This window comes from Cognaticolwellia beringensis (genome assembly GCF_002076895.1).
GTDB classification, from domain to species: domain Bacteria; phylum Pseudomonadota; class Gammaproteobacteria; order Enterobacterales; family Alteromonadaceae; genus Cognaticolwellia; species Cognaticolwellia beringensis.
Window position 1 is genome coordinate 4,204,466 of sequence record NZ_CP020465.1, and the last position, 22,055, is coordinate 4,226,520.

Genomic DNA, 22,055 nt, shown 5'->3' on the forward strand with positions numbered 1-22,055 from the left:
TACTAATTTTCAATAGCTAAAAAGAAATCTACTATATTATTGTCACCACGAAATGACATTATTTTACAATTCATCAATAGGAATTAGTTATGTTAAATGTTAAGAAATCTTTAAAAACACTAATAGTAGGTTTAGGTTTAATCGCAGCAACAAGCAGTTCAGCTATTGCCGGTGAGCCATCAAAGCACTTACTAACACCGAATAACCACTCGTTAATTTTGATTGACCATCAACCACAAATGGCTTTTGCAACTCGCTCTCATTCGGTTGAAAGTGTACGTAATAATGTCACTGGCTTAGCTAAGGCGGCAAAAGCTTTTAAAGTTCCTACTATTTTAACCACGGTTGCCGCTAAATCTTTCAGTGGCCCGATTTTTCCAGAATTACAAGCTGTATTTCCAAATCAAACGCCAATTGATCGCACCACCATGAATACTTGGGAAGATAAGCGAGTTACTGACAAAGTAAAATCTTTTAAGAAAAACAAAGTTGTATTTGCTGCGCTATGGACTGAAGTCTGCGGTGTAGGCCCAGTGTTATCGGCCATTGAAGAAGGTTATGACGTATATTTTGTTACAGATGCATCAGGTGGTGTTAGCAAAGAAGCTCATGATATGGCGGTACTGCGCATGATTCAGGCCGGTGCTCAACCTATTACTTGGTTACAATATATGCTTGAACTACAACGTGATTGGGCTCGCACAGGTTCATATGCTGACGTAACAGGTATTGCTAAAGATCATGCCGGTGGCTACGGTTTAGGTCTTATCTATGCAAATGACATGTTTAACGCTCAAGAAGGTCACTAGTTTATCAAAACCTAAAGCCCACAATAGTGAGCAATAACTCAAGGCCACGAAAGTGGCCTTTTCATTGGAGCAGCAGATGAAAATCACCTTATTGTTAGCATTATTAGTACCTACAATACTTTATGCCAGTGATGAAGCCAGTACAATGGCCGAAGCTGAAAGTTTGAAACGAGCGGCGCAATTATCCCAACAATGCCTTGGTTGTCACGGCGAATTTGGCATTGCCCCGATAACGACTAACCCCAATTTAGCCGGCCAAAATGCAGAGTACCTTGAATATGCCTTAAAGGCCTATCGAAGTGGTGAGCGTAAAGGCGGTATGGCTTTTATTATGCGCGCTAATGCGAATGGCTTGTCGGATCAAGATATAAAAGACTTAGCCTTGTACTTTTCAGCGCAAGCTGGGCGTAACTCCAGCACAGAACATTAATATTAGCTAATGACGCCAATATGAAATTTATTAAAAAAAATCTTACTGTTGCCATCTGTTTTAAAGCTCTATTCTGCCGGCGCACCGAATAAAAAACCATGGAAGAGTTAGGAATTACTAAAAATTCCATAGCGCCAAAAGGCAGTTTTTATGAAAAAAATACAGGTGGCGAATAAACAGGTGGATTAGTTGATCCTTATCCAATGATTTTCTATAAAACCATTGCTGGCTTGCCACAAATGCCAGCAGATGCACAACTTAACTACAGTAAATTTCTCTACAACAAGCGGTCAAGGTTAGGTTTCACTATCATCATGGATGAAGAAGTTGCGGGAGAATTACCAAAAAAATACTTTAAACGTGTAAAAAAATGAGCATCAAAAGATAGGTAATAAGTCTGGCCTATTCCTATAAAAAAGTAACGAACCCGAATTTTATTTATAACGAACAATTAGGTAAGAAAATGAATGTTAAAAACACAGTAAACGACTATGGTAGCATTGCAAAATGGTTACACTGGGGCTCAGCTATGGTTTTTTTTGGTGCCTATATCAGTGTTTATTATCGACACTGGTTCACCGAAGATAAAACGCCTGAAAATTGGACAGCACTTCAGCTACATTTATCATTTGGCGTTACATTAGGCGTACTTGTGATACTACGCATTATTTGGCGAATGAATAATCGCACGCCTGATCCTGAGCCCGGTACAAAACTAGCGAACTTAGCCGCCCATGTTGGCCATTATGCACTATACGCTGTCTTGATCATTATGCCGGTCACGGGTTATCTAGGAGCTAAAGTCGATACTGAATTTTTCTTTATCTTTGATATTGCTCGATTTGAAAGTACGCAGTTGTTCCAATCTTTTATTCGTCAAGAGCTGGGTATCAGTTACGAAAAATTTGAAGCGCCGCTAGACTTCATCCACAAACAAGTACTTGGCCAATGGTTGGCATGGATGCTGATAGTCGGACACGTATTAGCAGCCTTGTATCATCACTTTATAAAACAAGACCGTACACTAAAAAAAATGACCACCAATAAATAGAAGATAAGTCCTAATGAGCAGATAACTTTAAAAGTTTATAATTTCCACTTCGCTTAGAAAGTCTTTGGGCATTATTGCCTCCTCAATGTGTTGAGGAGGCATGCACTAAAACGGAGGAAGATCAATATTCCGTTTCAAGTGCTTGTTAGAGTTAATATTTAACTTCCTTTCTTAAAGTTACTAAAACTTCACCTTCAACAGTAATTGTAGTTTTTCCATAAATATACGGGATATAAAACCAAGAACTATGTATGGTTGCATTTTTTAATGCAACGCCACCTTTTCTTTGTTCTATTGCACGATCTAATGCTTCTTCGGCACTGGGATTACCTGTAGGGATAAATATAATAATATGACTTGAATCTTCACCTTTTACCCTTTCATTATCAGATGTAGCTGTAGCTAACTCTTCTTGTGAAATGTTTTTTGTGGAAACATAAGTCAAGTCAGCTATTCTATGCGAACAACCTGATAAAAACATGCCGACAAGAACCGATGAGGCTAATACTATTTTTTTCATTTTATTTCCTTGCACTCGAAATTGAATAATACGTTAGAGCTTGAGTGCTTGAAACCCTAACAGTTAATACCGCGGTGGTTGAGCATCTTTCTGGACTTGTTATTCGTAATCCACCTTATCAATGAGTTTTATAGAGACCTCAACATACAAACCCTATTCAGTGAGTTAAATACTCTAAAAGAAGCCCGCTAATCTTTCGATTAGCGGGCTTTTCTTAATGTGGCGGTGAGATAGAACGTCCCACAGGGGTTTTTATCGTATTATACAGTCCACAGATACAACCTAAACTATTGATATATAAGAAATATACTTCCATAGCGAACTTTATTGCATTATACTAACAACTGAAAATGACGGTCTTTTTGACGGTCTTTTTGACGGTCTTTTCAACAAGCCACACTCACATTATTATGATACAGGTAAATATTATGCCACTAACAGACACCGCAGTTAAAAATACTAAACCAGAAGATAAAGCACGTAAATTAACAGATGGTGGTGGCTTGTATTTACTTATTAAACCTACAGGTAATAAGAGTTTCAAGTACGATTTCAGGCTTGATGGAATACGTGGTACTTATACGATTGGTAAATACCCTGATATTAGCTTAAAAAAAACACTTGAAGAGCACAGAGAAGCACGTGAACTAGTTGCTATGGGAATAAATCCTAAGCAGATTAAAGTTCAGCGTAAAGTTAAAGATGAACTCAAGAACAAGCGCTTCAGCTTTTACATGAACCAATGGCTTGAAAAACAAGTTCTAGCTAAAGCAACCTACTCTGATTTAAAGCAGCGTATTGATAAGAACCTTATACCCTATTTAGACGGTAAGTATATCAACGAATACACTACTGCTGACTTGCTTGGTGTAATGCAACGTATGAGTAAACGAGGAGCTAAGGAAACGGCTATTCGTTTAGCTAACATATTAAGGCGAGTATTCAACGAGATATTAATTTTAGGTATTATCGACAGTAACCCTGCACAAGGCTTAGCTGAATTGCTACCAAAGCCCGACAGACGTATTGATAATAACTTTGGTCATATTACATCAACAGTAGATTTAAGGGTGCTATTAAAGCAAATTGACCGCCCTACTGTTAAACAAGACTTTGCTGTTACTCAAGCTTTAAAGTTAATGCCCTTAATATTTCTTCGCCCTCACAATATTAGATTTTTGAAGTGGGAATATATCAATTTTGAAGATTGCATAATCAATATTCCAGCAGCAGAGCTTAAAAACAAGAAGCCACTAGATGTTCCATTAGCAACTCAAGCCATCGAAATATTAAGAGAAATGCAAGCAGTTACAGGGGATAAAGATTACGTGTTTGTTACTAGCCGAGGTAAAGACACACCACTAAGCGAGAACACAACAACAAGAGCTATTCAGCGATTAATTAACCCTGTAACAGGTAAACTGTTTGGTTCTGGCTTTATGACCTCTCACGGCTTTAGACACACAGCTAGTACAATGCTTAATGAATTAGGCTACCATTCAGATATCATTGAATTACAACTAGCGCATACGAATAAAGATAGAATTAGAGCTACTTACAACAAAGCTCAATGGATGGAAAAACGTATTAATATGATGCAATCTTGGGCTGATTATCTTGATGGGTTAAAAAGCCAAGGAAATGTTACACCTATTAATAAGAAAGTAATTTGATAAGGACAATATAAATGGATTATGCACAGACAAAATGATACAAGAATTGGCTGATTACTTAGCGGAGTTAAGAACCCAATGAACATTAAATCTATATCCTTCACAGACCTGATTCCCTTCTCAGTTATCTTAGATAAATATGCTAAATCCCCGTCAAAACTTGTAGAATATTTTGTTGCTGGAATTAGAAAGAAGATTATTTTCTATGCAGTTAATCAATCTGAGAAATATGTTCACATGATTCGTTGGGGCGAGAATGATATTGATGCTGGTCAACCTCCATTTCATGAAAAAGAAAAAAAGATCTTTGTCGTCAAGGGGGAAATGCTCCCACTGGCTAAAATTCATCAATTCGACAAGCTTTTCAAAGGTGCCTTAAATGAAATTGATCTTTTTGAAGATATCGGAGATTACCATGAACTTGTGGAATACCAGAGAGACTTAAAGTTATTCCCTGATTATGGAGCAGATACTGGGCTAACCTCCCCAGTAGAGTTCAGGGGTATCGAATATAAGCACATTTTTATTGAGGCTAAAGATATTGAAGCTATAGAAGAACTATTAAAAACACAAAGTTCTCCAAAAGCCAACATACAGACTCGAAGGGAAAACGTTTTCTTTGAATGGCTTAAAGATAAAGACGAGCTAGTTATAAGTAACACGAAGAAAGACGATGTTTGGGAAGAGTTAAGAAAATTAGACCCTCACCTTTTCAGTTCATTACCTAAAAATTTCTTCCGAGTTCAACAAATAGTGGAATTTAAATCTGGTCGAAAAAGAAATAAGTAAGTAAGTAAGTAAGTAAGTAAAATTAACCATATTAGCTACAGTCTACAGAATACGTACTATTTAACTTGGTCATAATTATGTAAAAACTTTGACCAAGTTGACCAATTTTCATAGTCAAAATTTCTCTTAAAATACCCCTCATAGCTCATGCAATAACGCATCAGAACATTAGGGCTATTAAAGGATAAATAATGACAAGTACAAGACTACTTCGGATTAAACAAGTTCAACAACTCACTTCGCTTTCAAAAAGCTACATATACCAACTATGTAATCAAAACCAATTCCCTAAGAGCATTCCTCTTGTAAAAGGCGGTACTGCTGTAGCTTGGGTAGAGTCAGAAATATTTGCTTTCATAGAGTCACGAATCAAAGCGCGTGATGAGGGGGAAGTTTAATCATGACGACTTCACAAGATGATTATAAGCAAAAGCTAATCAGCAATCATAGTAGTAAAAAGGGATTGAGTGGGGAAGTTAATGCGAACTGCATTAATTACACCTATGACCCTAATGACGTTGGTTCATGGCGAAGACACGTAAACAATTTAACTGGGTACTCATGTTCTTTGTATTCACTACGCCCAACAACAACATTAATTAATACTAAATAAAAAGTCCGCACTGAATAAACAGAAGCGGACTTAATAGATTCTTCGCAAGATCAGTATAACAAACTTCTGTTTTTTAGTGATGACTTTCTTTTGTACATAAGGAAGCTCACATGAAATTTTTTGACATTCAAAATAACGTTTTAACCGTTGTTGAAATAATTACAGTTCAACTTCAAAGTAATGAAGCTATTACAGCCTCATTGCTTTCTAGTAATCCAACTCGTGAAATAACCTCTTTAGACCTTCGAGCCAAAGGAGTAAGAAGCCCTAACCAATCCATTGGGAGAATCAAACAAAAAGGCGCAATCATTAAATCAACCCGAAGAACAATTAAAGATAAATTTGGCAAAGTACATAAAGGCATAGCCTGTTATACATTACAGGGGTGGAAATAATGTCTTATACATTAACCCCCTATTAGCCAGCTAACATCAAAGCAACCGAAAAACACTTGGCTAATCAAAGATGTTATTGAACAAGCTACTACGGGGATGCTCTTTGGTTCCCCTGCAAGTGGTAAATCATTTATCGCTATGGATATGGCCTTTTGCATAGCAATTGGTCATGACTTTGCCAATAATCCTGTACAACAAGGACAAGTCGTTTATTTAGCTGGTGAAGGCTTTAACGGCCTTAGTAAACGGTTTAAGGCGCTAGAAGAGAAGTACCAGATACAAACTAGTGATATCTATATCTCTAACATGCCAGCATCTTTGATGTGTAAAGAAAATACAGATGAAGTGATTGAGGAAATAGATAAGATTTGCCCCAATCCATCATTAATCATTGTTGACACCCTTCACCGTAATTTTGGAGGTGGCGATGAAAACAGTGCTAAAGATGTTGGTAAGCTAATGGAAGTGATAACAGCAATCATCAATCATACTGGTGCCACTGTTCTTTTAGTGCATCATTCTGGTCATAACTCAGGTGATAGAGCTAGAGGGTCAAGTGCACTAAAAGCCGCTTTAGATGTTGAATATAAAATATCTAAAAAAGGTAGCGTTGTCACAATGATAAATACCAAGGTTAAGGATTTTGATAAACCAGAGTCTATTTCTTTTAACCTTGTATCTCAGCCTATTGTAGGGTGGTCAGATGATGAAGGAATGCCAATTCAATCAGCTGTCTTAGAGTTAAATAATGCTGCTAACCCCAAACGTAAGGCTACTCTTTCCAAGAGAGAAAGTGGTGCTTTAAATGCCTTAGAAGTCTTGATTAATGATAAAGGAATAACAATACCGCAATCAGTGATAAAGGCTAACCCTATACTTTCAGGGAAAAGCTATATTCACATTGATGATTGGCGTGCTGAAGTATATCAATCGCTTGATAATGAAAAATTAGACCTACAGGCAAAACAGAAAGCTTTCAAACGCGCTAGAGATAAACTCGAACAAAAGAGCTTGGTAATAGTTACTGACGATTTCTATTGTTTAAGTTGATTTTTTCCTGTGGTTTATTAGCCGGACAATCAAGTACACCCTTTAGGGTTGTGTACTTGTATGTCTGGCATAATCTGTAAACGTTAAATTCTCAGGACTAAACAGTTAGACTTCTTTTTAACCATCAGTTTAACCATCAGTTTAACCATCAGTTTAACTATCAGTTTGGATAACAGCTAGTTTTAGCAAAGCATCAATGTATTTATTGTATAAAAATCAAACTATTACTACGGTGTTTGTGTCGGATTACTTTACACTACTGTCTTATTTTCCTTAAATAATACTTACACACACCTGATATTGTTTAAGTTTTTGGTTTTGGTGCACTTTTTGCTTTAAAAGTGAAGTATTGTAATGTCTCCATTTTACAATCGCCTATCAAAATTAATGGAAAGAATTAAAAGGGAATCTAAATGAAATTTGAGTTTTTAAAAGCTGTTACAGCAGGATTTATCTTGTCTGTGAGTTGTCTGGTTAATTTGGCCAATGCAGGTCTTATGAAATCCACAAGTGAAGGGTTTGATATTGTTATTGATTCACAACAAAAAATTCAATGGTTAAATACTTCACACACAGCTAATTACACTCAAAGTGAAATACTAAATATGACGAAAGAAGGTGGCTCTCTTGAAGAATGGCGATACGCCACTTTTGATGAGATGGTGTCAATGATTAGCACAATATATCCTTTCTTTAGTGGCACTATCCCTAGCGCATATCGTAACGGTCTTGAAACAGTAAATTTCACAGATAATATTTTATTTCACGAATTGATAACTGATGAAATTAAAGTTTTTGATAATTATTTTGGTGCGGTTATTGATTGGGGCCATTCATTTTCAGTAAGTGGGATTTATGGAAAGGTCGCTTACAATGTAGATTCAGGTGGTCTTTTAGTTGATGAATACCAGGTTTTTTCATTGTTTGATGGATTAATTTCTGAACCATCATGGGAGGACCATATTACTTTTCATGTTGGAACATCATTTAACGATTTAAGCTCTCCAAATAACCATTTTCTTGTTAGAAATACACAAACAGTTTCTGAACCACCTACACTTGCCATATTTGCTCTAGGAATTATGGGCTTAGTGTCGCGTCGTTTAAAGAGTAAATCGTAAGATTGTTTCACTATCATAAGTAATGGAAAATAATTAAAAGGGAAATTTCATGACGTTTAAGTTTGTAAGCACAGCTTTAGCAGGTTTAATATTGTCAATTTCAACGATAGCAAATGCTGGTCTCATCGTTGACACGGATAATGATAGCTTTATAGATCAATCTACTGGCTTAGAGTGGATGGATTTCGGTGTTAATAATATATACTCTTTCGATCAAACATTAGAACTAATTAAACCTGGAGAAATTTATTCTGATTGGCGTTTAGCTTCAAGGCAGGAAGCATTCTCGCTTTGGAAAAATGCTTTTATAGGAATTGGCGCAGATGGGGAAGTTCAGACCCCCGATAACTTCGATTTCATATTAGCTTGGGATAATTCAGAATCTAACCCTAATCATGATTCAATTTGGGAGGATGTGTTTGATATCATGGGCTACAATCATAGATATGCGATAGATATGATTATTGAAGAAAACCAAGCTCAAGCTTTATTTTTTAACGATGACGGTTCTGTCGGATATGCTTACTTTAATGATAATAAAAACAGCCCTCAATTTGATTATAACGCCGATGACTTTATAGTGCTCAGTTCTCTTGCTGACGATGCAAGTCACCAACGAAATCAAGTACACACTGTATTCAGTACACTTCTTGTAAAACCAGTTCAAAGTGTCCCAGAGCCAACTACTCTTGCTATTTTTACATTAGGAATGATTGGCTTGGCATCACGCAGGTTTAAATAGTAATATTCCAGAGAGTTAAATGCCAGAAAGCACCACTCGTTAAGTTTGGTGCTTTTTGTTTCTGCTACTTAGTAGTTATGTGTTGAGTGGTGTGCTTATAAAAACTAGTGGATATGTTTGTTATGAGTACGTAAAGCTCTTTTACTATCAGCCTAATTGATAAGGGGGGGGCTTGATAGCTATATGGCGTAAAGGAAGTACATGTTTGATAAAAAATTTATACTATTTTCAGCATAGCGTTCTGTGTATATGTGTGTACTTATTTGGAAATGTGCCTAATTAGCCGTTATTTTTCAATAAAAAACTTGAAGATTCGGCTAGTATCAGCCAACCCGTAAACCCTTAACACGACCTGTCGCACCAGAAGCAGAAATTGAGCAAACGGAGCTACGAATTAATGAGCTTGCGAAGCAAGTGAATGAAATGAGTAGTTAGTGAAGCGAAATGTTCTGTGAAATGAGTGAGTAAGGTTCAGTGTTTGAAAGCCTAATGCTAATGACAAAAAAATAAATTTATACTTACTACTTTGAATATCAGCTGTTAACGGTCAACACAACTACGGGTATTGGTAGGGTTATTGATTAACAGTCGCTTAACTAAGGTGTAGGTGAAGTCATGCTTGTACTAGAAATACAACCTCATGTGCAATACAGATGTGAGGGTATTTGAACCAATAGCACACTGGATTAACGACAGGTTTAAAGCATAAGAAAGCAATAACTTGTATGTGCACCTTAGTAACCGTAGTTATTAGAGCCGTTAACTATTAACACTAGCTATTGACGGCTCTCATATCTACGGGTATATGCGTGGTATGCCTTACAGTTTAGTGGCCAGCTTCTAGACCGTAGTTAAGCTAAGCATTATTTACTAATACTAACTGTAGACGAATACTAGTAGTTATTAGAGCCACTAGAAGCTGATATTAGCTGCTAGCGGAACTTATAACTACTTACAATATGCGCCCTCTTGTACCGACCATAAACACCTAAAGCCACTAAGAGGCTAAAAATTGTTTGCTAAAATGTTGAGGAGCAAAAGCCAGCTGTAATTTGTCCGACTTGAAAACCCTTGTTAAGTGGATTTCTCTCTAATAGCTACTGAATACGCTATATCACTTAAGTTACCTATTGTTATCAACATTCGCTCATCTTCTACTTTGTTTTTTACAACCAACCTTAACTCATTTTGATGCTCATACTTTTTATCTTTTTGAAAAGGGTTTAGCTGATTTAAATTTAATTCGAGATTAAGATACTCAACAGACTGTCTTTTGTAAGAAATTGACTTTGTTTCTAAATAGTGATCTAAACGCTCAAAAAACTTCTCTAAGTTGTATATTACAGTTGCAGAACCACCAAACTTCCTCAGTAGCTTTTCATCAATTACGTCTAGCTCATTGGTGTAGTCATTAACAGGAATGATTAAGTAGTATATGCAGTAAACAGATAAAGAAGCATATTCATGGCTGAATTCTCTGTGGACTCCATTAGTTATATTACCAACAACCTCGGTTTCTCCGTTATCAAGAACTCGGCTTAAAATAGCATTTGAAAAAAAATCAACTTTATGAGCTCCTTCATTCAAATCGCCAACTTCATCATTATGCTCTTCTTTGCGATAAAAACTCAAAGGCTGCAAACACATTTGTCCATGATTTAAAAAGTTCTCAGTGTATTCAGGTTTTGAATACTTAATTAAAAAGTGCCGATGCATAGAATCTAACGCCTTAAATAAGCGGAAAATAATCGTTTGCTACAATGTGCAAGGCACGAGTGCAGCCAACTGTATTTTTCCGTTTGATTGCCTGATATTTACTATTTAAAGCTATTAGGGTTGTTTATTAAAGAAAATAGATGCTATTACCGCGCATATCCAAGCTGGAGCAACCATCCCTACAGCTAGTACAGAAAATAATATTAGATCTCCACCGTCACAAGAACTAGTTTCCGCACAAGAAATAGCACTGGAAAGTACTTTTATTAATACAAACCAAGCAATAATCCCTGTTATGACCCCACCTTTGTTCAGATCTTTAAAATCAGACTTCATTTTTCACATCCATGTTAAGTACCAACGCCCTTTTAGGGGGTAAGTAATAATTTGCTGAAATAGCGAGGAACTAGCAAAAACCAACTGTTTTTTTGTCCTTTCGAGCAACTTTTTATGCTTTTTCTTGATACTTTCTTGCCCAATATCTAACAGAACTTGTCACAGTTTTTGATATGCTAAGATGTTGAAGAAAAAGATTAATCTTCTCTAGATCATTACCCGTTTTAGTATCTGCTCGATCTAAGACCTGTTGGGGATCAAAAAACTTTGGCATTTCGCTTATGTTAGTTTCCATCTCATTTCCTGAATAGGTCCACAGCAAGTAGGAAACGTACGCAGGTATTCTAATGTTGTATTTGTCTGGTTTTTCAAGTTTATTGAATTCATGCAATATTTGAGATGAAGCCATCCGTATACCGTTTTCACCCTTTATCTTACCCTCGAACAACTCTTCCTCAGTAAGATTAGGTACTTTTGAGACTTTCTTTAATTGAACGCTGTTCGACTTGATTTTCGACTTCAAGTTCCAGATTTCTTTCGCCTTAGCGATTTCTTGGTTTGAAACTTCATCACAGGAAAGCCAGAGCTCCCAAAACCAAGAACTTATCGCAGGGTATTCATCACTGTTTGGGAGGATGTATACCGCGGACTCTACCCAACTTTTCCCATCATCCAAGCTCAATCCGTTAGCTGAGTAGTTTGCGGACCCAACGATAGCACCGTTTTCGGTTATAGTAACTTTTGAGTGCAGTAGACTTGAATGCCGAATTTCTATGTTTGGTTTGCTACGAAGTTTTTGTATTACTTCAGGGTTTGTACCGCCCGATAACAGGTTACATACAATTTTAACCCTGGAACATGTACTTAGAAAGTCGACTGCGCCTTCGCCCCAGAACGCTACAGCAATACACACTGGTCGTTCAGAGCTCTGTTGTTCAAACAATTCTGTTGTTTTTTCTGCAATCATACTACCACTTGATAAGAACATAGCCACCTCATATATCCGAGCAAAACGCCCCACTAACAGGCAAATAATTGTTGGCTAAAATGTTAAGCGAAACGAAACCGAGCCAACTGTTTTAGTTCCGTTTAAATGCCAATCAGTTTAAACCCGTCACTTTTAAACTCGTGACCAGATAAACAACCTATATGTTTACCTGATATTAACCATACTTCTTTAAAGTTATCAGTTAAATCTAAAAGGTTTTCTTTTAATACTTCATGTTCAACCTGCATAGCCATCATATTTAGATAAAGTAGGACTATAAGACCTTTAGAGTCAGCATAATGTTTTTCAACTTTTTTACCTAACACATCACGTATTCTAGTTAGACCATAAGAACTTGTGTAACCATCGCCTTCTAGCAATTTTGCAGAAATTTGTTCAGGGCCTTCTTGCTTATATTCCAAGCCTCTTTTTCTGCCTGAGTCCATTACCTCTACAAGTTGAATTAGTTCAATGCGAGAATTAACATGTAGTTTGAAGTCATATTCTCTTTGTTCATCAATTTCTTCAATTTCAATTAAACACTTTTCAACATGGTTACAATACCCAACTCCAAACTTGGCAGCGCACCAGGCTTCAAGCTTTCTGCTGTGGAGTCTTTTATTAAAGAGTTCTACCTTGGGAATTGCTTCGTGCTCTAATTCTGTTTGTATTAAAAGTTTTGATGGTTCGAAAATACTCATAACTATCCGTGTTGGCTAACGAGACTGTAGAATTTCTCTTTTTGAACAAAACAGCCTCAATATTTATTAAAAATTAAGCCTCAAATTGCATTGCTACGTGAAATCTGAGGCAATATCCCACTAAAAAGTGACTTTTATAGGCGGTATGAACATAAAAATTATCCGTCATTTTATATTTTGGAGAAATTCTACAGCCTCAACGCCCATTTAAGGGGCTGATTAATAGTTTGCTAAAATGTGCAGCGAAGCGGAACCTTGTAAACTGTTTTAGTTCCGTTTAAACGCTTTGTTATAGGGCTAATGGGTATTCCCACTGGTTACACTTTGTGAGTTCAACAAACTGGTCACTTGGGTATTTAATTACCTCAAGTATATTCGTTGGCTCGATATTTAAAGTACTAAAACCTTCATGATCAATGCTATTTTCAAGTTGATGCCCCTTATTTTTCAGGAACACTCTTATCATGCATGAATCTGGGTAGTAGCTATTATTTAATGACGATATATCCACTTTAGCTTTAACAATGCAAGGAATGCCAATACTCAATAAAACATCGCTTAAATCGCCTCCAATATCATGAGAGTTATATAAAGCTTCGCCTCCCCAATATCGTAAGAATCCCTCGATTCCTGTTCGACCAGCTAAAAATGGCTTAAAAAAACAAAACCATATCATATTTTTCCTGTAGCGATCATCAGCTTTATTATTACTTATCAAAGATTCCGAAACAGTTTTGCTAATTAAACATTTGTCATTCAAGTGTTCAATTCTTTTGACTAATGAAGCTCCATTTTGTAATTCCATACCGTTAGCTAGAATAGAATCAATTTCTTCTTCAGTTAATTTGGTACAGTGGTAACCCACTAAAAAGTACTTTCCTAACATTTCACGCATTTCATAAATTTTAGAGTCATATAAATGCGTTAATGCATCTTGTTTGGAGCATTTGCATTGCCAACCTAAGAATACTGCAAAATTAGATTCCAAAAATTTTATAATTTCATCAGGCCAAGTACTCTGATCATTAATGATTATTGAGATAATTTAGTCCTCTAGAAGTGAATGTGTGGAATAATGAAATGCCCTATTACGCCTCATTAAGCGGCAAAAAATTGTTGGCTAAAATAAGCAACAAAGGAGCAAATAGCCAACTGTTATTTGTCCTGCTTGAGTGGCTTAGCTCTCGTTGAACCCCATGTAGTAGCGAAAATAATGCACAAACCAAAGTGTTTTCTTGGCTATATGATGAAGTTCATAATTATCTAGTTCTGGAAAATTAGAATCTTCAGTAATATGCACAATATTATTTCTGTTGTCTCTAATTAGTTGCCAAGTCCCTATATGAGGAAAACTTATTTCTTTTAATTTTGCTTCAACTTTTTTGGCTCTAGTTATACCAAATACTTCATTGAAGAATGCATCTATTGCCGAAGAGCCAACACATATAGAAGCAATCCAACAACCACTCCGGAAACACCTTTCCATTTCTTCAGTTAATGCAAAGTAAAAAGCATAACCTTTGTCATACTCAAGATAATAATGCGCACCAGTATTTGTATCTCGTTGAGCGTTAAGAACCGCGGAATCTTTTTGACGACCAAGTTGCTCATTTCTCATTGCCCATTGGTCTTCAGTTGGTGGTACAGGCATACCATTATGGTCATTTTCTAAAAAAGGATCGAACATATTACCCCTGAGAGCTAACGAGGCTGTAGAATAACTCGTTTATTATGAATTCCCCCATAAAATGGGTGTACAAAATGCATTACCTATATCGAGTTAATCCTCTACAGTGCGATATAGAAGCACAAAAAATCAGCTGTTTTGGCTGGATTAGTTATTCTACAGCCTCAAAGCCCTGTTAAGTGTATTATACGTCTAAGTCTGGTTGCATATTTCTTGGTATATGTTTATTAACAAAAATCACTTCGTATTTAGAGTTTGTATATATACCAGTATCTTCATCTCTAGACTGATAAATTTTTAATACTGCCTCTAGTGAGTCACCGGGGGCAACAGTGATTTTATGTGAGAAGAAATCATTATAAAAATTCTCACATAATACAGGTGCAGATATTTTAATACCGCGCCAAATAAATTCCCATTTACGTTTTGTACGCTCAAGAATTGCCCTTTTTATTTGAAGCTCGGCAACCTCTTGAATTTCTCTTTGAGGTTCGTCAAGTTCTGTTGGTTGTGACAATAAGGGAAAATACTTTCTTGGTATTAAAATATCGGGTGTTTCATCATCGATATTTTTTGTGAAACCAAAACTAGTGATGTTCTTATCTTTTTCAACAGCCTCAAAAGTTTTTGAAACGCTTTTCCTGAATTTTTCAGATTTTTCTACTTCTTTTTGAGCTTCATAAACAGTTTTAGGAACGATGATTTGTTTATCACCCTGCTGAATTATAACTTGAGTGTCATCAACTATAACTTTAACGTCAGTATCAGGTGCTAAAGTATGCTGATAAATAAAGGAAGTTATTATTCCAATCGCAATTGCTTCTAAACGATTAGAGTTAAATAAATTTTGAAGACCTTTGTATGCAGTTTTAACCTTCGCCCGAAAACTTCCTTCACCAAAAGCTTCGACTAAAACTTCTACTTCATAGCCTGGGTTAATAATTGAATTGGCTTCTTTAATGGCGTCAGCAAGTGCAACTAAAGAAGACGCTAAAGTATAAGCATTTATTTTTTTTCGTTCACCACCAAAGTGCAAAACGAATTCTTCTTCGTATTCCCTGATATCTACAACTTGCACGTTACTTCCTTATATACTTAGCCTCGTTAAGAGGTAAAAAATAGTTGGTTGAAATTTGCGACGAAGGAGCAAATAGCCAACTGTTATTTGTCCTTATTTAACAGCTTGTATGGGCTAGAAATATTTATGATTTAACCTATCAAATTCCTTTTTATAACCTGACATTTCAGGAGACTCAAATGTAAAAGAAAAATCTAATTTAACAGATTTATTACCTAAACTAACTTCATTTATGGCTTCATACAAATACTTATAAGTACGTGAACAATAATCTTCAATTTCGGAAAGTGGACCATCCGCGAAGCACGAGGCCATTTTAAGAATTTGATCAAATTCTTCTTCAACTTTTAAAGTTAAAAAAGCTAACTTCCAGTCAATCAGTCTACTATAAACTTCGATGAAACGCTGACAAACATGCTGTATTTTATCATGCTCTCCAGCTACACCTGGCTCACCAAAAGCATTTGCTGCTGCCTCATTAATAAGGATTGTAGAAATACCAATTAAGTTTATTAACTCATCCGTTTGATTTCCTATCCAGTCCATCACTTCAGACACGTCATCAATCACAACATTATTATTAAATGAAATCCCATACTTTAAATCGAACCTTTTATCAGCAAGATCTTGCATATATGAATTTAAAAGCTCTACAAAAAGCTTATATTCCCAGAAGTCTGGTTTATCCAAAATTATATTGGCGGCTTCAACGGAATATTTATTTTGAGGTAAAATGAGGTTATTTTTAGTTAACTTTGTTCTTGCAACTAAAGCGTCCATGAAAAGGTAAGGAATCTGTTGAGTTAAAGCTGACTTTATTTCTTTGGCACTATCGAACTTATAGACCCAATTCGAGCTAAAATGAGTAAGTTGCTCCACAAACTCTAATACTTTTTTATTTTCAACGTGTGAAGAGAAATCAGCCTCAGGGCTGTTTTTCCAAATCGGGAGTATATTCATCACATCACTGTTTATAAAGACATAAACCGGAATACCTTTTTTCTTTGCTTCTAGATATTCTAGGTTCGTTATTGATTGTCCATTTTCTGTTTGATACCCATAACGGCTGCCTACTATTAAAATAAATATATCCGCTTTGTCTCGAACATTTTGCAAACAATTCGCAATAGTGTCGTTACTTGAAGATACTGGAAATGAATCATACTCCGAAAGGACAGGATCTAAACCAAAAGTTTCAATTAGCTCCCTTATATCAGCTCTTACTTGCCCTAAATCAAAACATGTTGAACTTACAAAAACTGATGGTTTATAGCCTACAGGCATAAAAAATCTCCAAGTGTAGAATCTGACGAGAGCCCTAACAATTTATTATGAAGATTACATCCGCCTTTCCACAAAGACATCCTTATCCTCTTAATCACTTATTAACATCGAGATTACTCGATTGATATCTATAAATCAATGAGTTAAAAATACACTTCTAACTGGTTGATGTATTAAAGACGGAAATAATCCCACTTTGTTATAGAAAGAAAGATTAACCCTCACTTGTATATAAAAACAGTATGAATGCAATTATTTAATACATCTACACCAGAATACTTGTGATTAAATCATGATAGAAAAAGAATAATTCAAATTAATTTTAATTAAAGGTATTTAACATAAACATTAAATAAAATTATGGGGGTTCTGATCGAAGATCAGGTTCGATTAATTTTATATGAGGTATCTTTTACGGTAACGTTAACTTTTGACGGTCTTCTTGACGGCTCAGAAAGTAGCAGACATAAAAAAGCCCCTGTAAAACAGAGGTTTATCTATAAAATGTGGCGGTGAGATAGATATTTGTACTCTACAAAAGGTTTAGCGCTACAAACCAAATTTTCGGGTTTAGTAAACTCCAGACGAAAAAAAACCGCTAATAAATTAGCGGTTTTTTAGAATGTGGCGGTGAGATAGAGATTTGAACTCTACTAGAAGGTTTAGCGCTACAAACCTTATTCTCGGGTTTAGTAAACTCCAGACAAAAAAAACCGCTAATAAATTAGCGGTTTCTTAGAATGTGGCGGTGAGATAGATATTTGTACTCTACAAAAGGTTTAGCGCTACAAACCAAATTTTCGGGTTTAGTAAACTCCAGACGAAAAAAAACCGCTAATAAATTAGCGGTTTTTTAGAATGTGGCGGTGAGATAGAGATTTGAACTCTAATATAGGTTTAGCGCTACAAACCCTATTTCGATAATTAAATACTCTAAAAGCAAAAAAACCGCTAATCTGTCGATTAGCGGGTTTTTCTTAATGTGGCGGTGAGATAGAGATTTGAACTCTAGAAGGGCTACAAACCCTTGCCGGTTTTCAAGACCTACACTTAGAATAAGTAATTCAACTACTTAACTTTATTTTTCCGAATAAACAACTCAAATAGAGACCAAGAAAAACAAATTAAGTAACAATAATATTCGGAAAATTTTTTACCTATGAAATGATCTTTAATAGATTTTAGATTTGCTCTTTGCTTATATTGTAACTTACCCTTTAACGTTCATATTGCTTCGTTTATATAATGGCAAATTAATTGTCTGTGAAAGAGTTAACTTGTTAAAACGATATATTAATTTTAAGCTATTTTAATTGCTGTCAAAGGTATGGAGAACCGAGCTACAAAAGTATTGTCACCATTTGTTAGTGTAATTGAGCCTTTATAGTTTATCGCTATGGTTTCTACAATAGACAAACCAAGGCCGGCCCCCCCTGCTGAACCGCTACGCCAAAAACGCGTGGTCATTTTGGCAATGTCTGTGGCGGTAACATTGGCCGTGTTGCTGACATTAATATTTAAAAGGCTTTCTGTAGCGTTAATAGCCATTAAAATAGGTGTTTCTGGAGGACTGTATTTTAAAGCATTATCGATTAGGTTACGGCAAACAATAGCGATCATAGCCGATGGAATAAAAGATATGAGCTCTTTTCCTTGCAGTGAATAAGCTATACGTTCACTGCCTTGAGATGTTTCATTTATCATGTTTTTAATGAGTAATTCAACAGACCAACTTTCGTCAGTATGAACTTGAGTGCTTGCTTCAATATTTGCCAGTAAAAGTAAATTGTCTAATATAGAATTTAAACGCTTTGTGCTTTTACTTACCTGCAATAAAGCTCGTTGTTGCTTGTCTCCGGTTGTAAGTTCAGCAAGTTGGGCTTGAGCCAATATGCCGGCTAACGGTGTTCTCAGCTCATGTGCAGCATTGCTGGTAAATTGTTTCTCTCTTGATATAACTTTAGCTAATCGTGCCATTAGTGCATTTTGGCTGTTGATCAGTGGTTGCAGCTCTTTTAATGGTTGCTGTATTTGAATGGGAGCAAGGTCTTCACTACCGCGTTTTTCGAGTGCAGAAGTTAGTAGCATTATCGGTTTTATACCCTTACCAATAGCAAACCATAATAAACCTAGCGTAATCAAAATCGCTAATGCAGGCGGAATAAGAATACTTTTAAGCAGATCATAATATAAAGAATCACGCTCAGAAACCTTATCTGCAATGGTTATTTTATGTTGGCTGGTGATTAAAGTGAACGTACGCCACGATGTACTTTCAGCTTGAATATAATTGAACCCAGATTCAACTGCTGTGCTATTGGGAAAAGTGCTGCTATTGCTTGTTGCTATAATACTGCCGTGCAAAGAACTTATTTGACAGGTTAATCCCTTCGCAGTACCGACTTCATTGGCTTCCATTATTGCTGGTAAAGACGCTGACATAGCACTTTGTGGTACATGCGCTAATATATTGCTTAGCATTATAGCGGTAGATTCTAGGCGTTTATCAAAGCTGGCGTCTAATTTATGGCTAAGACCCGTCACCATCCAAATACTGGCTAATAGCCAAAAACCAATAAATACGGCTGCCACTAATATTGTTAGGCGAAGGCGCAAGCTCATTGTTCAGTTACTTCAATTGAGCCCAGTCGAAATCCAAAACCCCGAATAGTTTCAATACCTTTAGTTCCTATTTTTTTACGTAAATTAAATATATGTACATTCAGGGCGTTACTGGCTACGTCGTCACATGTACCGTATAAAACATCTTTTAATTGGCTTTCAGATAAAATACGTTGTGGATTGTTAAGAAACATTTTTAAAAGTAAATCTTCGTTACGAGATAAGGGAATATGTTTGTCATTAATTAATAGTTTGTGTTGTTCTAAATGATAAGTCAGCAAGCCATGTGAAATGGTGTTTGTTAGCCTGTCAGTTGTGCGTCGCTTTATACTGTACAAACGCGCTAACAACTCTCTTAAGTCAAATGGCTTAACCAAATAATCATCAGCGCCATTCTTTAATCCTGTTAGTTTGTCGTCAATTGAATTACTCGCTGTGAGTATTAGTACCGGCAACGAGTGTTGATTTTTTCGCAGCCATGTCAGCCACGTTATACCATTTCCATCCGGTAAATTTAGATCAAGAATACAGAGATCGAAGTTGCTTTTATTCAAGATGTTTTTTGCATGACTTATTGAAGCAACATGCTCCACAGCCATACCTTCACCCGATAAAAAAATGCTAATAGCATCAGCAATAACAGCATCATCTTCAACTAATAAAATATACATTTTTGCTCAATTACAATTCTTATGCCGCTAAGACTAACGTGAAAAAGTGCAGGAGAACAAGCGAAAAATAAAGTTTTTAGCAGGGTTTAGTGAATGAAGCTTTTCTTAATGTTGGCTTAATATTAGCGATTTATCATTGGTAAGTTAATGGAAAAAAGATGTGGTAAATAAATGCTAAGTATTGCTGTAGGGCCGATAGTTCTCTCAATTTCACAATTAATCACTCTGGTAGGGTTATTTATGTTTTGGGGAATAACTTATCTTCAAACACGTAACAATGCACAACAGAAACAGTTTTTAGACAATATATTTACAGCCATTATTATCGGTTTTTTAACCGCACGATTGACCTTTATAATCGCTATGTGGCAAAGCTACCAAGAGAATTGGTGGCAATTAGTAAATATAAGTGATGGTGGTTTTATACCTAGCACAGGTTGGGGAGCTGGTGCCTTGGTACTGATGTTTTATGCTAGACGCAATAAATTGTTCATTAAAGCTTATTTTACATCGGCATTAATTACTTTTTTCTGTTTAATTATCCCTACTTTTTTTGCTGTTATTTATCAAGCAGCAGTCGAACTGCCCAGCTCACCTTTACGCAATATTGAAGGCCATGAAGTCGATTTAAGACGTTATAAGGGCACGCCTGTTGTTATCAATTTCTGGGCGTCTTGGTGCCCACCTTGTCGTAGAGAAATGCCGGTATTAGAAGCCGCTCAAAAACATAACCCTGAGCTTGTTTTTGTCTTTGTGAATCAAGGTGAAAGTCTGCTTAGTGTTAAAAGTTTTATTGATTCAACAGCGTTGGATTTAAAAAATGTTTTCATCGACCCCACTAGCAACGTTAGCCGAGAAACTGGCGCTGCAGGTCTACCAACCACATTATTTTATAATGAAAAAGGACAATTAGTGACTAGCCATATGGGCGAATTATCTCAAGCTAGCTTGCGCTATTACCTTAATCAAATTAATTCCGTCGTACCTTTAAAAAAAGGATAAACCTATGAAGATTTCAATTTATTTTACATTTCTGCTGCCGTTAAATATTATTGCTGCAGAAACAGTTAACTACCCTGCCCCCTTAACGTTATTCACTCAGCAAGGTGGTGAAGTGGTCAGTTCTTTTAAAGCGCCGGCAAATATGACTGGCTATATCGCTAACTTTCAAAATGAGACTATTACTTTATATGTCACTGGAGACGAAAAGTACTTATTTACCGGCCCATTAATGGATGCTGAAGGTAATTCTGTAGGTGAAGAAAAGCTAAATGCCTATGTTAATGGTCCAAAGGCAGTTAAGAATTGGCAAGCCCTTGAAAACAGTCATTGGGTAAGAGATGGCTCTGCGTCAGCCAAGCGTATTGTTTACACTTTTACGGATCCTAATTGTCCTTATTGTAAACAGTTATGGCATAAAGCACGGCCTTGGGTTGACTCAGGAAAAGTGCAAATTCGTCATATTTTAGTCGGTATTTTAAAAGCAGATAGCCTAGGCAAAGCCGCCGCCATATTAAGCGCTGATAATCCTGAAGAACAATTGAAGAAATTAGCTGGCTCAGGATTATTTCAGTCTATAAAACCAATAGAAAATCCAGAAAAAAAGATCCGTGACAAGCTAATTAACAACTATAAAACCATGCTGTCTTTAGGTGCCCGCGCGACTCCAGCTACTTTTTATCTAAATGCAAACGGAGAATTTAATAAACAAATTGGCTTGCCTCCTGAGTCAATATTAGCCGATATTTTTACCCCAAATGACGGTAAGTAGAGTTTAGT

Annotated in this window: 24 protein-coding genes; 13 read left to right on the top strand and 11 right to left on the bottom strand. The window is 36.2% G+C overall.

Translation table 11 applies throughout. The annotated features are described in order from the left end of the window. The first annotated feature begins 89 nt into the window (after positions 1–89). The 4 genes from B5D82_RS17675 (at position 90) to B5D82_RS17685 (ending at position 2,290) form a co-directional block, all read left to right on the top strand. Entirely contained in the window at positions 90–809 is a 720-nt protein-coding gene (locus tag B5D82_RS17675) for a hydrolase (RefSeq protein ID WP_081153433.1), read from the top strand. A 76-nt stretch (positions 810–885) separates the two neighbouring features. Beyond that, positions 886–1,239: a c-type cytochrome gene (locus B5D82_RS17680; RefSeq protein WP_081153435.1), complete on the top strand. Its 354-nt coding sequence runs from the start codon at positions 886–888 to the stop codon at positions 1,237–1,239. A 203-nt stretch (positions 1,240–1,442) separates the two neighbouring features. Next, a complete protein-coding gene (locus tag B5D82_RS19935) occupies positions 1,443–1,613 on the top strand; it encodes a hypothetical protein (protein WP_157673930.1) in 171 nt (56 codons plus the stop codon). Between the two features lie 89 nt (positions 1,614–1,702). Then, positions 1,703–2,290, top strand: coding sequence for a cytochrome b (locus tag B5D82_RS17685; protein WP_081153437.1), 588 nt, complete (start codon positions 1,703–1,705; stop codon positions 2,288–2,290). Between the two features lie 151 nt (positions 2,291–2,441). On the opposite strand, the gene B5D82_RS17690 is transcribed toward B5D82_RS17685, so the two are convergent. Beyond that, positions 2,442–2,810 (bottom strand): hypothetical protein, encoded by a 369-nt coding sequence (locus B5D82_RS17690; RefSeq protein ID WP_081153439.1) that lies wholly within the window; start codon positions 2,808–2,810, stop codon positions 2,442–2,444. Positions 2,811–3,238: 428 nt separating this feature from the next. Here B5D82_RS17690 and B5D82_RS17695 point away from each other — a divergent pair, with 428 nt between their 5' ends. The 7 genes from B5D82_RS17695 to B5D82_RS17725 all read left to right on the top strand — a co-directional run bounded on the left by B5D82_RS17695 (position 3,239) and on the right by B5D82_RS17725 (position 9,193). Next, on the top strand, positions 3,239–4,483 hold the full coding sequence (locus B5D82_RS17695; protein WP_081153441.1) for a tyrosine-type recombinase/integrase: 1,245 nt from the start codon (positions 3,239–3,241) through the stop codon (positions 4,481–4,483). Between the two features lie 78 nt (positions 4,484–4,561). Next, positions 4,562–5,272 carry a hypothetical protein gene (locus B5D82_RS17700; protein ID WP_081153443.1) on the top strand — a complete coding sequence of 237 codons (711 nt, stop codon included), beginning with the start codon at positions 4,562–4,564 and terminating at the stop codon, positions 5,270–5,272. 191 nt (positions 5,273–5,463) lie between these two features. Beyond that, positions 5,464–5,670, top strand: coding sequence for a helix-turn-helix transcriptional regulator (locus B5D82_RS17705; protein ID WP_081153445.1), 207 nt, complete (start codon positions 5,464–5,466; stop codon positions 5,668–5,670). A gap of 325 nt (positions 5,671–5,995) precedes the next feature. Then, complete coding sequence (locus tag B5D82_RS17710; protein WP_081153448.1) at positions 5,996–6,280, top strand: helix-turn-helix domain-containing protein; 285 nt, start codon at positions 5,996–5,998, stop codon at positions 6,278–6,280. A gap of 21 nt (positions 6,281–6,301) precedes the next feature. Beyond that, on the top strand, positions 6,302–7,330 hold the full coding sequence (locus B5D82_RS17715; protein WP_081153450.1) for a helicase RepA family protein: 1,029 nt from the start codon (positions 6,302–6,304) through the stop codon (positions 7,328–7,330). 413 nt (positions 7,331–7,743) lie between these two features. Beyond that, positions 7,744–8,451, top strand: a complete 708-nt coding sequence (locus B5D82_RS17720; RefSeq protein WP_081153452.1) for a PEP-CTERM sorting domain-containing protein — start codon at positions 7,744–7,746, stop codon at positions 8,449–8,451. A 49-nt stretch (positions 8,452–8,500) separates the two neighbouring features. Continuing rightward, positions 8,501–9,193 carry a PEP-CTERM sorting domain-containing protein gene (locus tag B5D82_RS17725; protein WP_081153454.1) on the top strand — a complete coding sequence of 231 codons (693 nt, stop codon included), beginning with the start codon at positions 8,501–8,503 and terminating at the stop codon, positions 9,191–9,193. 1,074 nt (positions 9,194–10,267) lie between these two features. On the opposite strand, the gene B5D82_RS17730 is transcribed toward B5D82_RS17725, so the two are convergent. The 10 genes from B5D82_RS17730 to B5D82_RS17775 all read right to left on the bottom strand — a co-directional run bounded on the left by B5D82_RS17730 (position 10,268) and on the right by B5D82_RS17775 (position 20,276). Next, positions 10,268–10,909, bottom strand: a complete 642-nt coding sequence (locus B5D82_RS17730; protein ID WP_081153456.1) for a hypothetical protein — start codon at positions 10,907–10,909, stop codon at positions 10,268–10,270. Positions 10,910–11,023: 114 nt separating this feature from the next. Continuing rightward, on the bottom strand, positions 11,024–11,245 hold the full coding sequence (locus B5D82_RS17735; protein ID WP_081153458.1) for a hypothetical protein: 222 nt from the start codon (positions 11,243–11,245) through the stop codon (positions 11,024–11,026). A 112-nt stretch (positions 11,246–11,357) separates the two neighbouring features. Continuing rightward, positions 11,358–12,212: a phospholipase D family protein gene (locus tag B5D82_RS17740; RefSeq protein ID WP_081153460.1), complete on the bottom strand. Its 855-nt coding sequence runs from the start codon at positions 12,210–12,212 to the stop codon at positions 11,358–11,360. 122 nt (positions 12,213–12,334) lie between these two features. Further along, a complete protein-coding gene (locus B5D82_RS17745) occupies positions 12,335–12,934 on the bottom strand; it encodes a hypothetical protein (RefSeq protein WP_081153462.1) in 600 nt (199 codons plus the stop codon). A 289-nt stretch (positions 12,935–13,223) separates the two neighbouring features. After that, positions 13,224–13,922: a hypothetical protein gene (locus B5D82_RS17750; RefSeq protein WP_081153464.1), complete on the bottom strand. Its 699-nt coding sequence runs from the start codon at positions 13,920–13,922 to the stop codon at positions 13,224–13,226. Positions 13,923–14,111: 189 nt separating this feature from the next. After that, positions 14,112–14,621: a hypothetical protein gene (locus B5D82_RS17755; RefSeq protein WP_081153466.1), complete on the bottom strand. Its 510-nt coding sequence runs from the start codon at positions 14,619–14,621 to the stop codon at positions 14,112–14,114. Positions 14,622–14,805: 184 nt separating this feature from the next. Beyond that, complete coding sequence (locus B5D82_RS17760) at positions 14,806–15,699, bottom strand: LAPAL motif-containing putative phage structural protein (protein ID WP_081153468.1); 894 nt, start codon at positions 15,697–15,699, stop codon at positions 14,806–14,808. A gap of 114 nt (positions 15,700–15,813) precedes the next feature. After that, positions 15,814–16,983 (bottom strand): DUF4062 domain-containing protein, encoded by a 1,170-nt coding sequence (locus B5D82_RS17765; protein ID WP_081153470.1) that lies wholly within the window; start codon positions 16,981–16,983, stop codon positions 15,814–15,816. Positions 16,984–18,282: 1,299 nt separating this feature from the next. Further along, positions 18,283–19,605, bottom strand: coding sequence for a histidine kinase dimerization/phospho-acceptor domain-containing protein (locus B5D82_RS17770; RefSeq protein ID WP_081153477.1), 1,323 nt, complete (start codon positions 19,603–19,605; stop codon positions 18,283–18,285). Continuing rightward, positions 19,602–20,276 carry a response regulator transcription factor gene (locus B5D82_RS17775; RefSeq protein ID WP_081153483.1) on the bottom strand — a complete coding sequence of 225 codons (675 nt, stop codon included), beginning with the start codon at positions 20,274–20,276 and terminating at the stop codon, positions 19,602–19,604. The genes B5D82_RS17770 and B5D82_RS17775 overlap by 4 nt, the downstream gene beginning before the upstream one ends. A gap of 171 nt (positions 20,277–20,447) precedes the next feature. Here B5D82_RS17775 and B5D82_RS17780 point away from each other — a divergent pair, with 171 nt between their 5' ends. After that, positions 20,448–21,278, top strand: coding sequence for a TlpA disulfide reductase family protein (locus tag B5D82_RS17780; RefSeq protein ID WP_081153488.1), 831 nt, complete (start codon positions 20,448–20,450; stop codon positions 21,276–21,278). A gap of 4 nt (positions 21,279–21,282) precedes the next feature. Beyond that, a complete protein-coding gene (dsbG, locus tag B5D82_RS17785; RefSeq protein WP_081153493.1) occupies positions 21,283–22,047 on the top strand; it encodes a thiol:disulfide interchange protein DsbG in 765 nt (254 codons plus the stop codon). The last annotated feature ends 8 nt before the right edge of the window (positions 22,048–22,055 follow it).

What these genes read in the sequence shown, in the direction of transcription:
- B5D82_RS17695 (WP_081153441.1), top strand. Translation starts at nt 3,239, where the DNA reads ATGCCACTAACAGACACCGCAGTTAAAAATACTAAACCAGAAGATAAA.
- B5D82_RS17730 (WP_081153456.1), bottom strand. Translation starts at nt 10,909, where the DNA reads ATGCATCGGCACTTTTTAATTAAGTATTCAAAACCTGAATACACTGAG.
- B5D82_RS17765 (WP_081153470.1), bottom strand. Translation starts at nt 16,983, where the DNA reads ATGCCTGTAGGCTATAAACCATCAGTTTTTGTAAGTTCAACATGTTTT.
- B5D82_RS17685 (WP_081153437.1), top strand. Translation starts at nt 1,703, where the DNA reads ATGAATGTTAAAAACACAGTAAACGACTATGGTAGCATTGCAAAATGG.
- B5D82_RS17710 (WP_081153448.1), top strand. Translation starts at nt 5,996, where the DNA reads ATGAAATTTTTTGACATTCAAAATAACGTTTTAACCGTTGTTGAAATA.
- B5D82_RS17740 (WP_081153460.1), bottom strand. Translation starts at nt 12,212, where the DNA reads ATGATTGCAGAAAAAACAACAGAATTGTTTGAACAACAGAGCTCTGAA.
- B5D82_RS17770 (WP_081153477.1), bottom strand. Translation starts at nt 19,605, where the DNA reads ATGAGCTTGCGCCTTCGCCTAACAATATTAGTGGCAGCCGTATTTATT.
- B5D82_RS17675 (WP_081153433.1), top strand. Translation starts at nt 90, where the DNA reads ATGTTAAATGTTAAGAAATCTTTAAAAACACTAATAGTAGGTTTAGGT.
- B5D82_RS17680 (WP_081153435.1), top strand. Translation starts at nt 886, where the DNA reads ATGAAAATCACCTTATTGTTAGCATTATTAGTACCTACAATACTTTAT.
- B5D82_RS17775 (WP_081153483.1), bottom strand. Translation starts at nt 20,276, where the DNA reads ATGTATATTTTATTAGTTGAAGATGATGCTGTTATTGCTGATGCTATT.
- B5D82_RS17735 (WP_081153458.1), bottom strand. Translation starts at nt 11,245, where the DNA reads ATGAAGTCTGATTTTAAAGATCTGAACAAAGGTGGGGTCATAACAGGG.
- B5D82_RS17705 (WP_081153445.1), top strand. Translation starts at nt 5,464, where the DNA reads ATGACAAGTACAAGACTACTTCGGATTAAACAAGTTCAACAACTCACT.
- dsbG (WP_081153493.1), top strand. Translation starts at nt 21,283, where the DNA reads ATGAAGATTTCAATTTATTTTACATTTCTGCTGCCGTTAAATATTATT.
- B5D82_RS17720 (WP_081153452.1), top strand. Translation starts at nt 7,744, where the DNA reads ATGAAATTTGAGTTTTTAAAAGCTGTTACAGCAGGATTTATCTTGTCT.
- B5D82_RS17725 (WP_081153454.1), top strand. Translation starts at nt 8,501, where the DNA reads ATGACGTTTAAGTTTGTAAGCACAGCTTTAGCAGGTTTAATATTGTCA.
- B5D82_RS17700 (WP_081153443.1), top strand. Translation starts at nt 4,562, where the DNA reads ATGAACATTAAATCTATATCCTTCACAGACCTGATTCCCTTCTCAGTT.
- B5D82_RS17690 (WP_081153439.1), bottom strand. Translation starts at nt 2,810, where the DNA reads ATGAAAAAAATAGTATTAGCCTCATCGGTTCTTGTCGGCATGTTTTTA.
- B5D82_RS19935 (WP_157673930.1), top strand. Translation starts at nt 1,443, where the DNA reads ATGATTTTCTATAAAACCATTGCTGGCTTGCCACAAATGCCAGCAGAT.
- B5D82_RS17755 (WP_081153466.1), bottom strand. Translation starts at nt 14,621, where the DNA reads ATGTTCGATCCTTTTTTAGAAAATGACCATAATGGTATGCCTGTACCA.
- B5D82_RS17745 (WP_081153462.1), bottom strand. Translation starts at nt 12,934, where the DNA reads ATGAGTATTTTCGAACCATCAAAACTTTTAATACAAACAGAATTAGAG.
- B5D82_RS17780 (WP_081153488.1), top strand. Translation starts at nt 20,448, where the DNA reads ATGCTAAGTATTGCTGTAGGGCCGATAGTTCTCTCAATTTCACAATTA.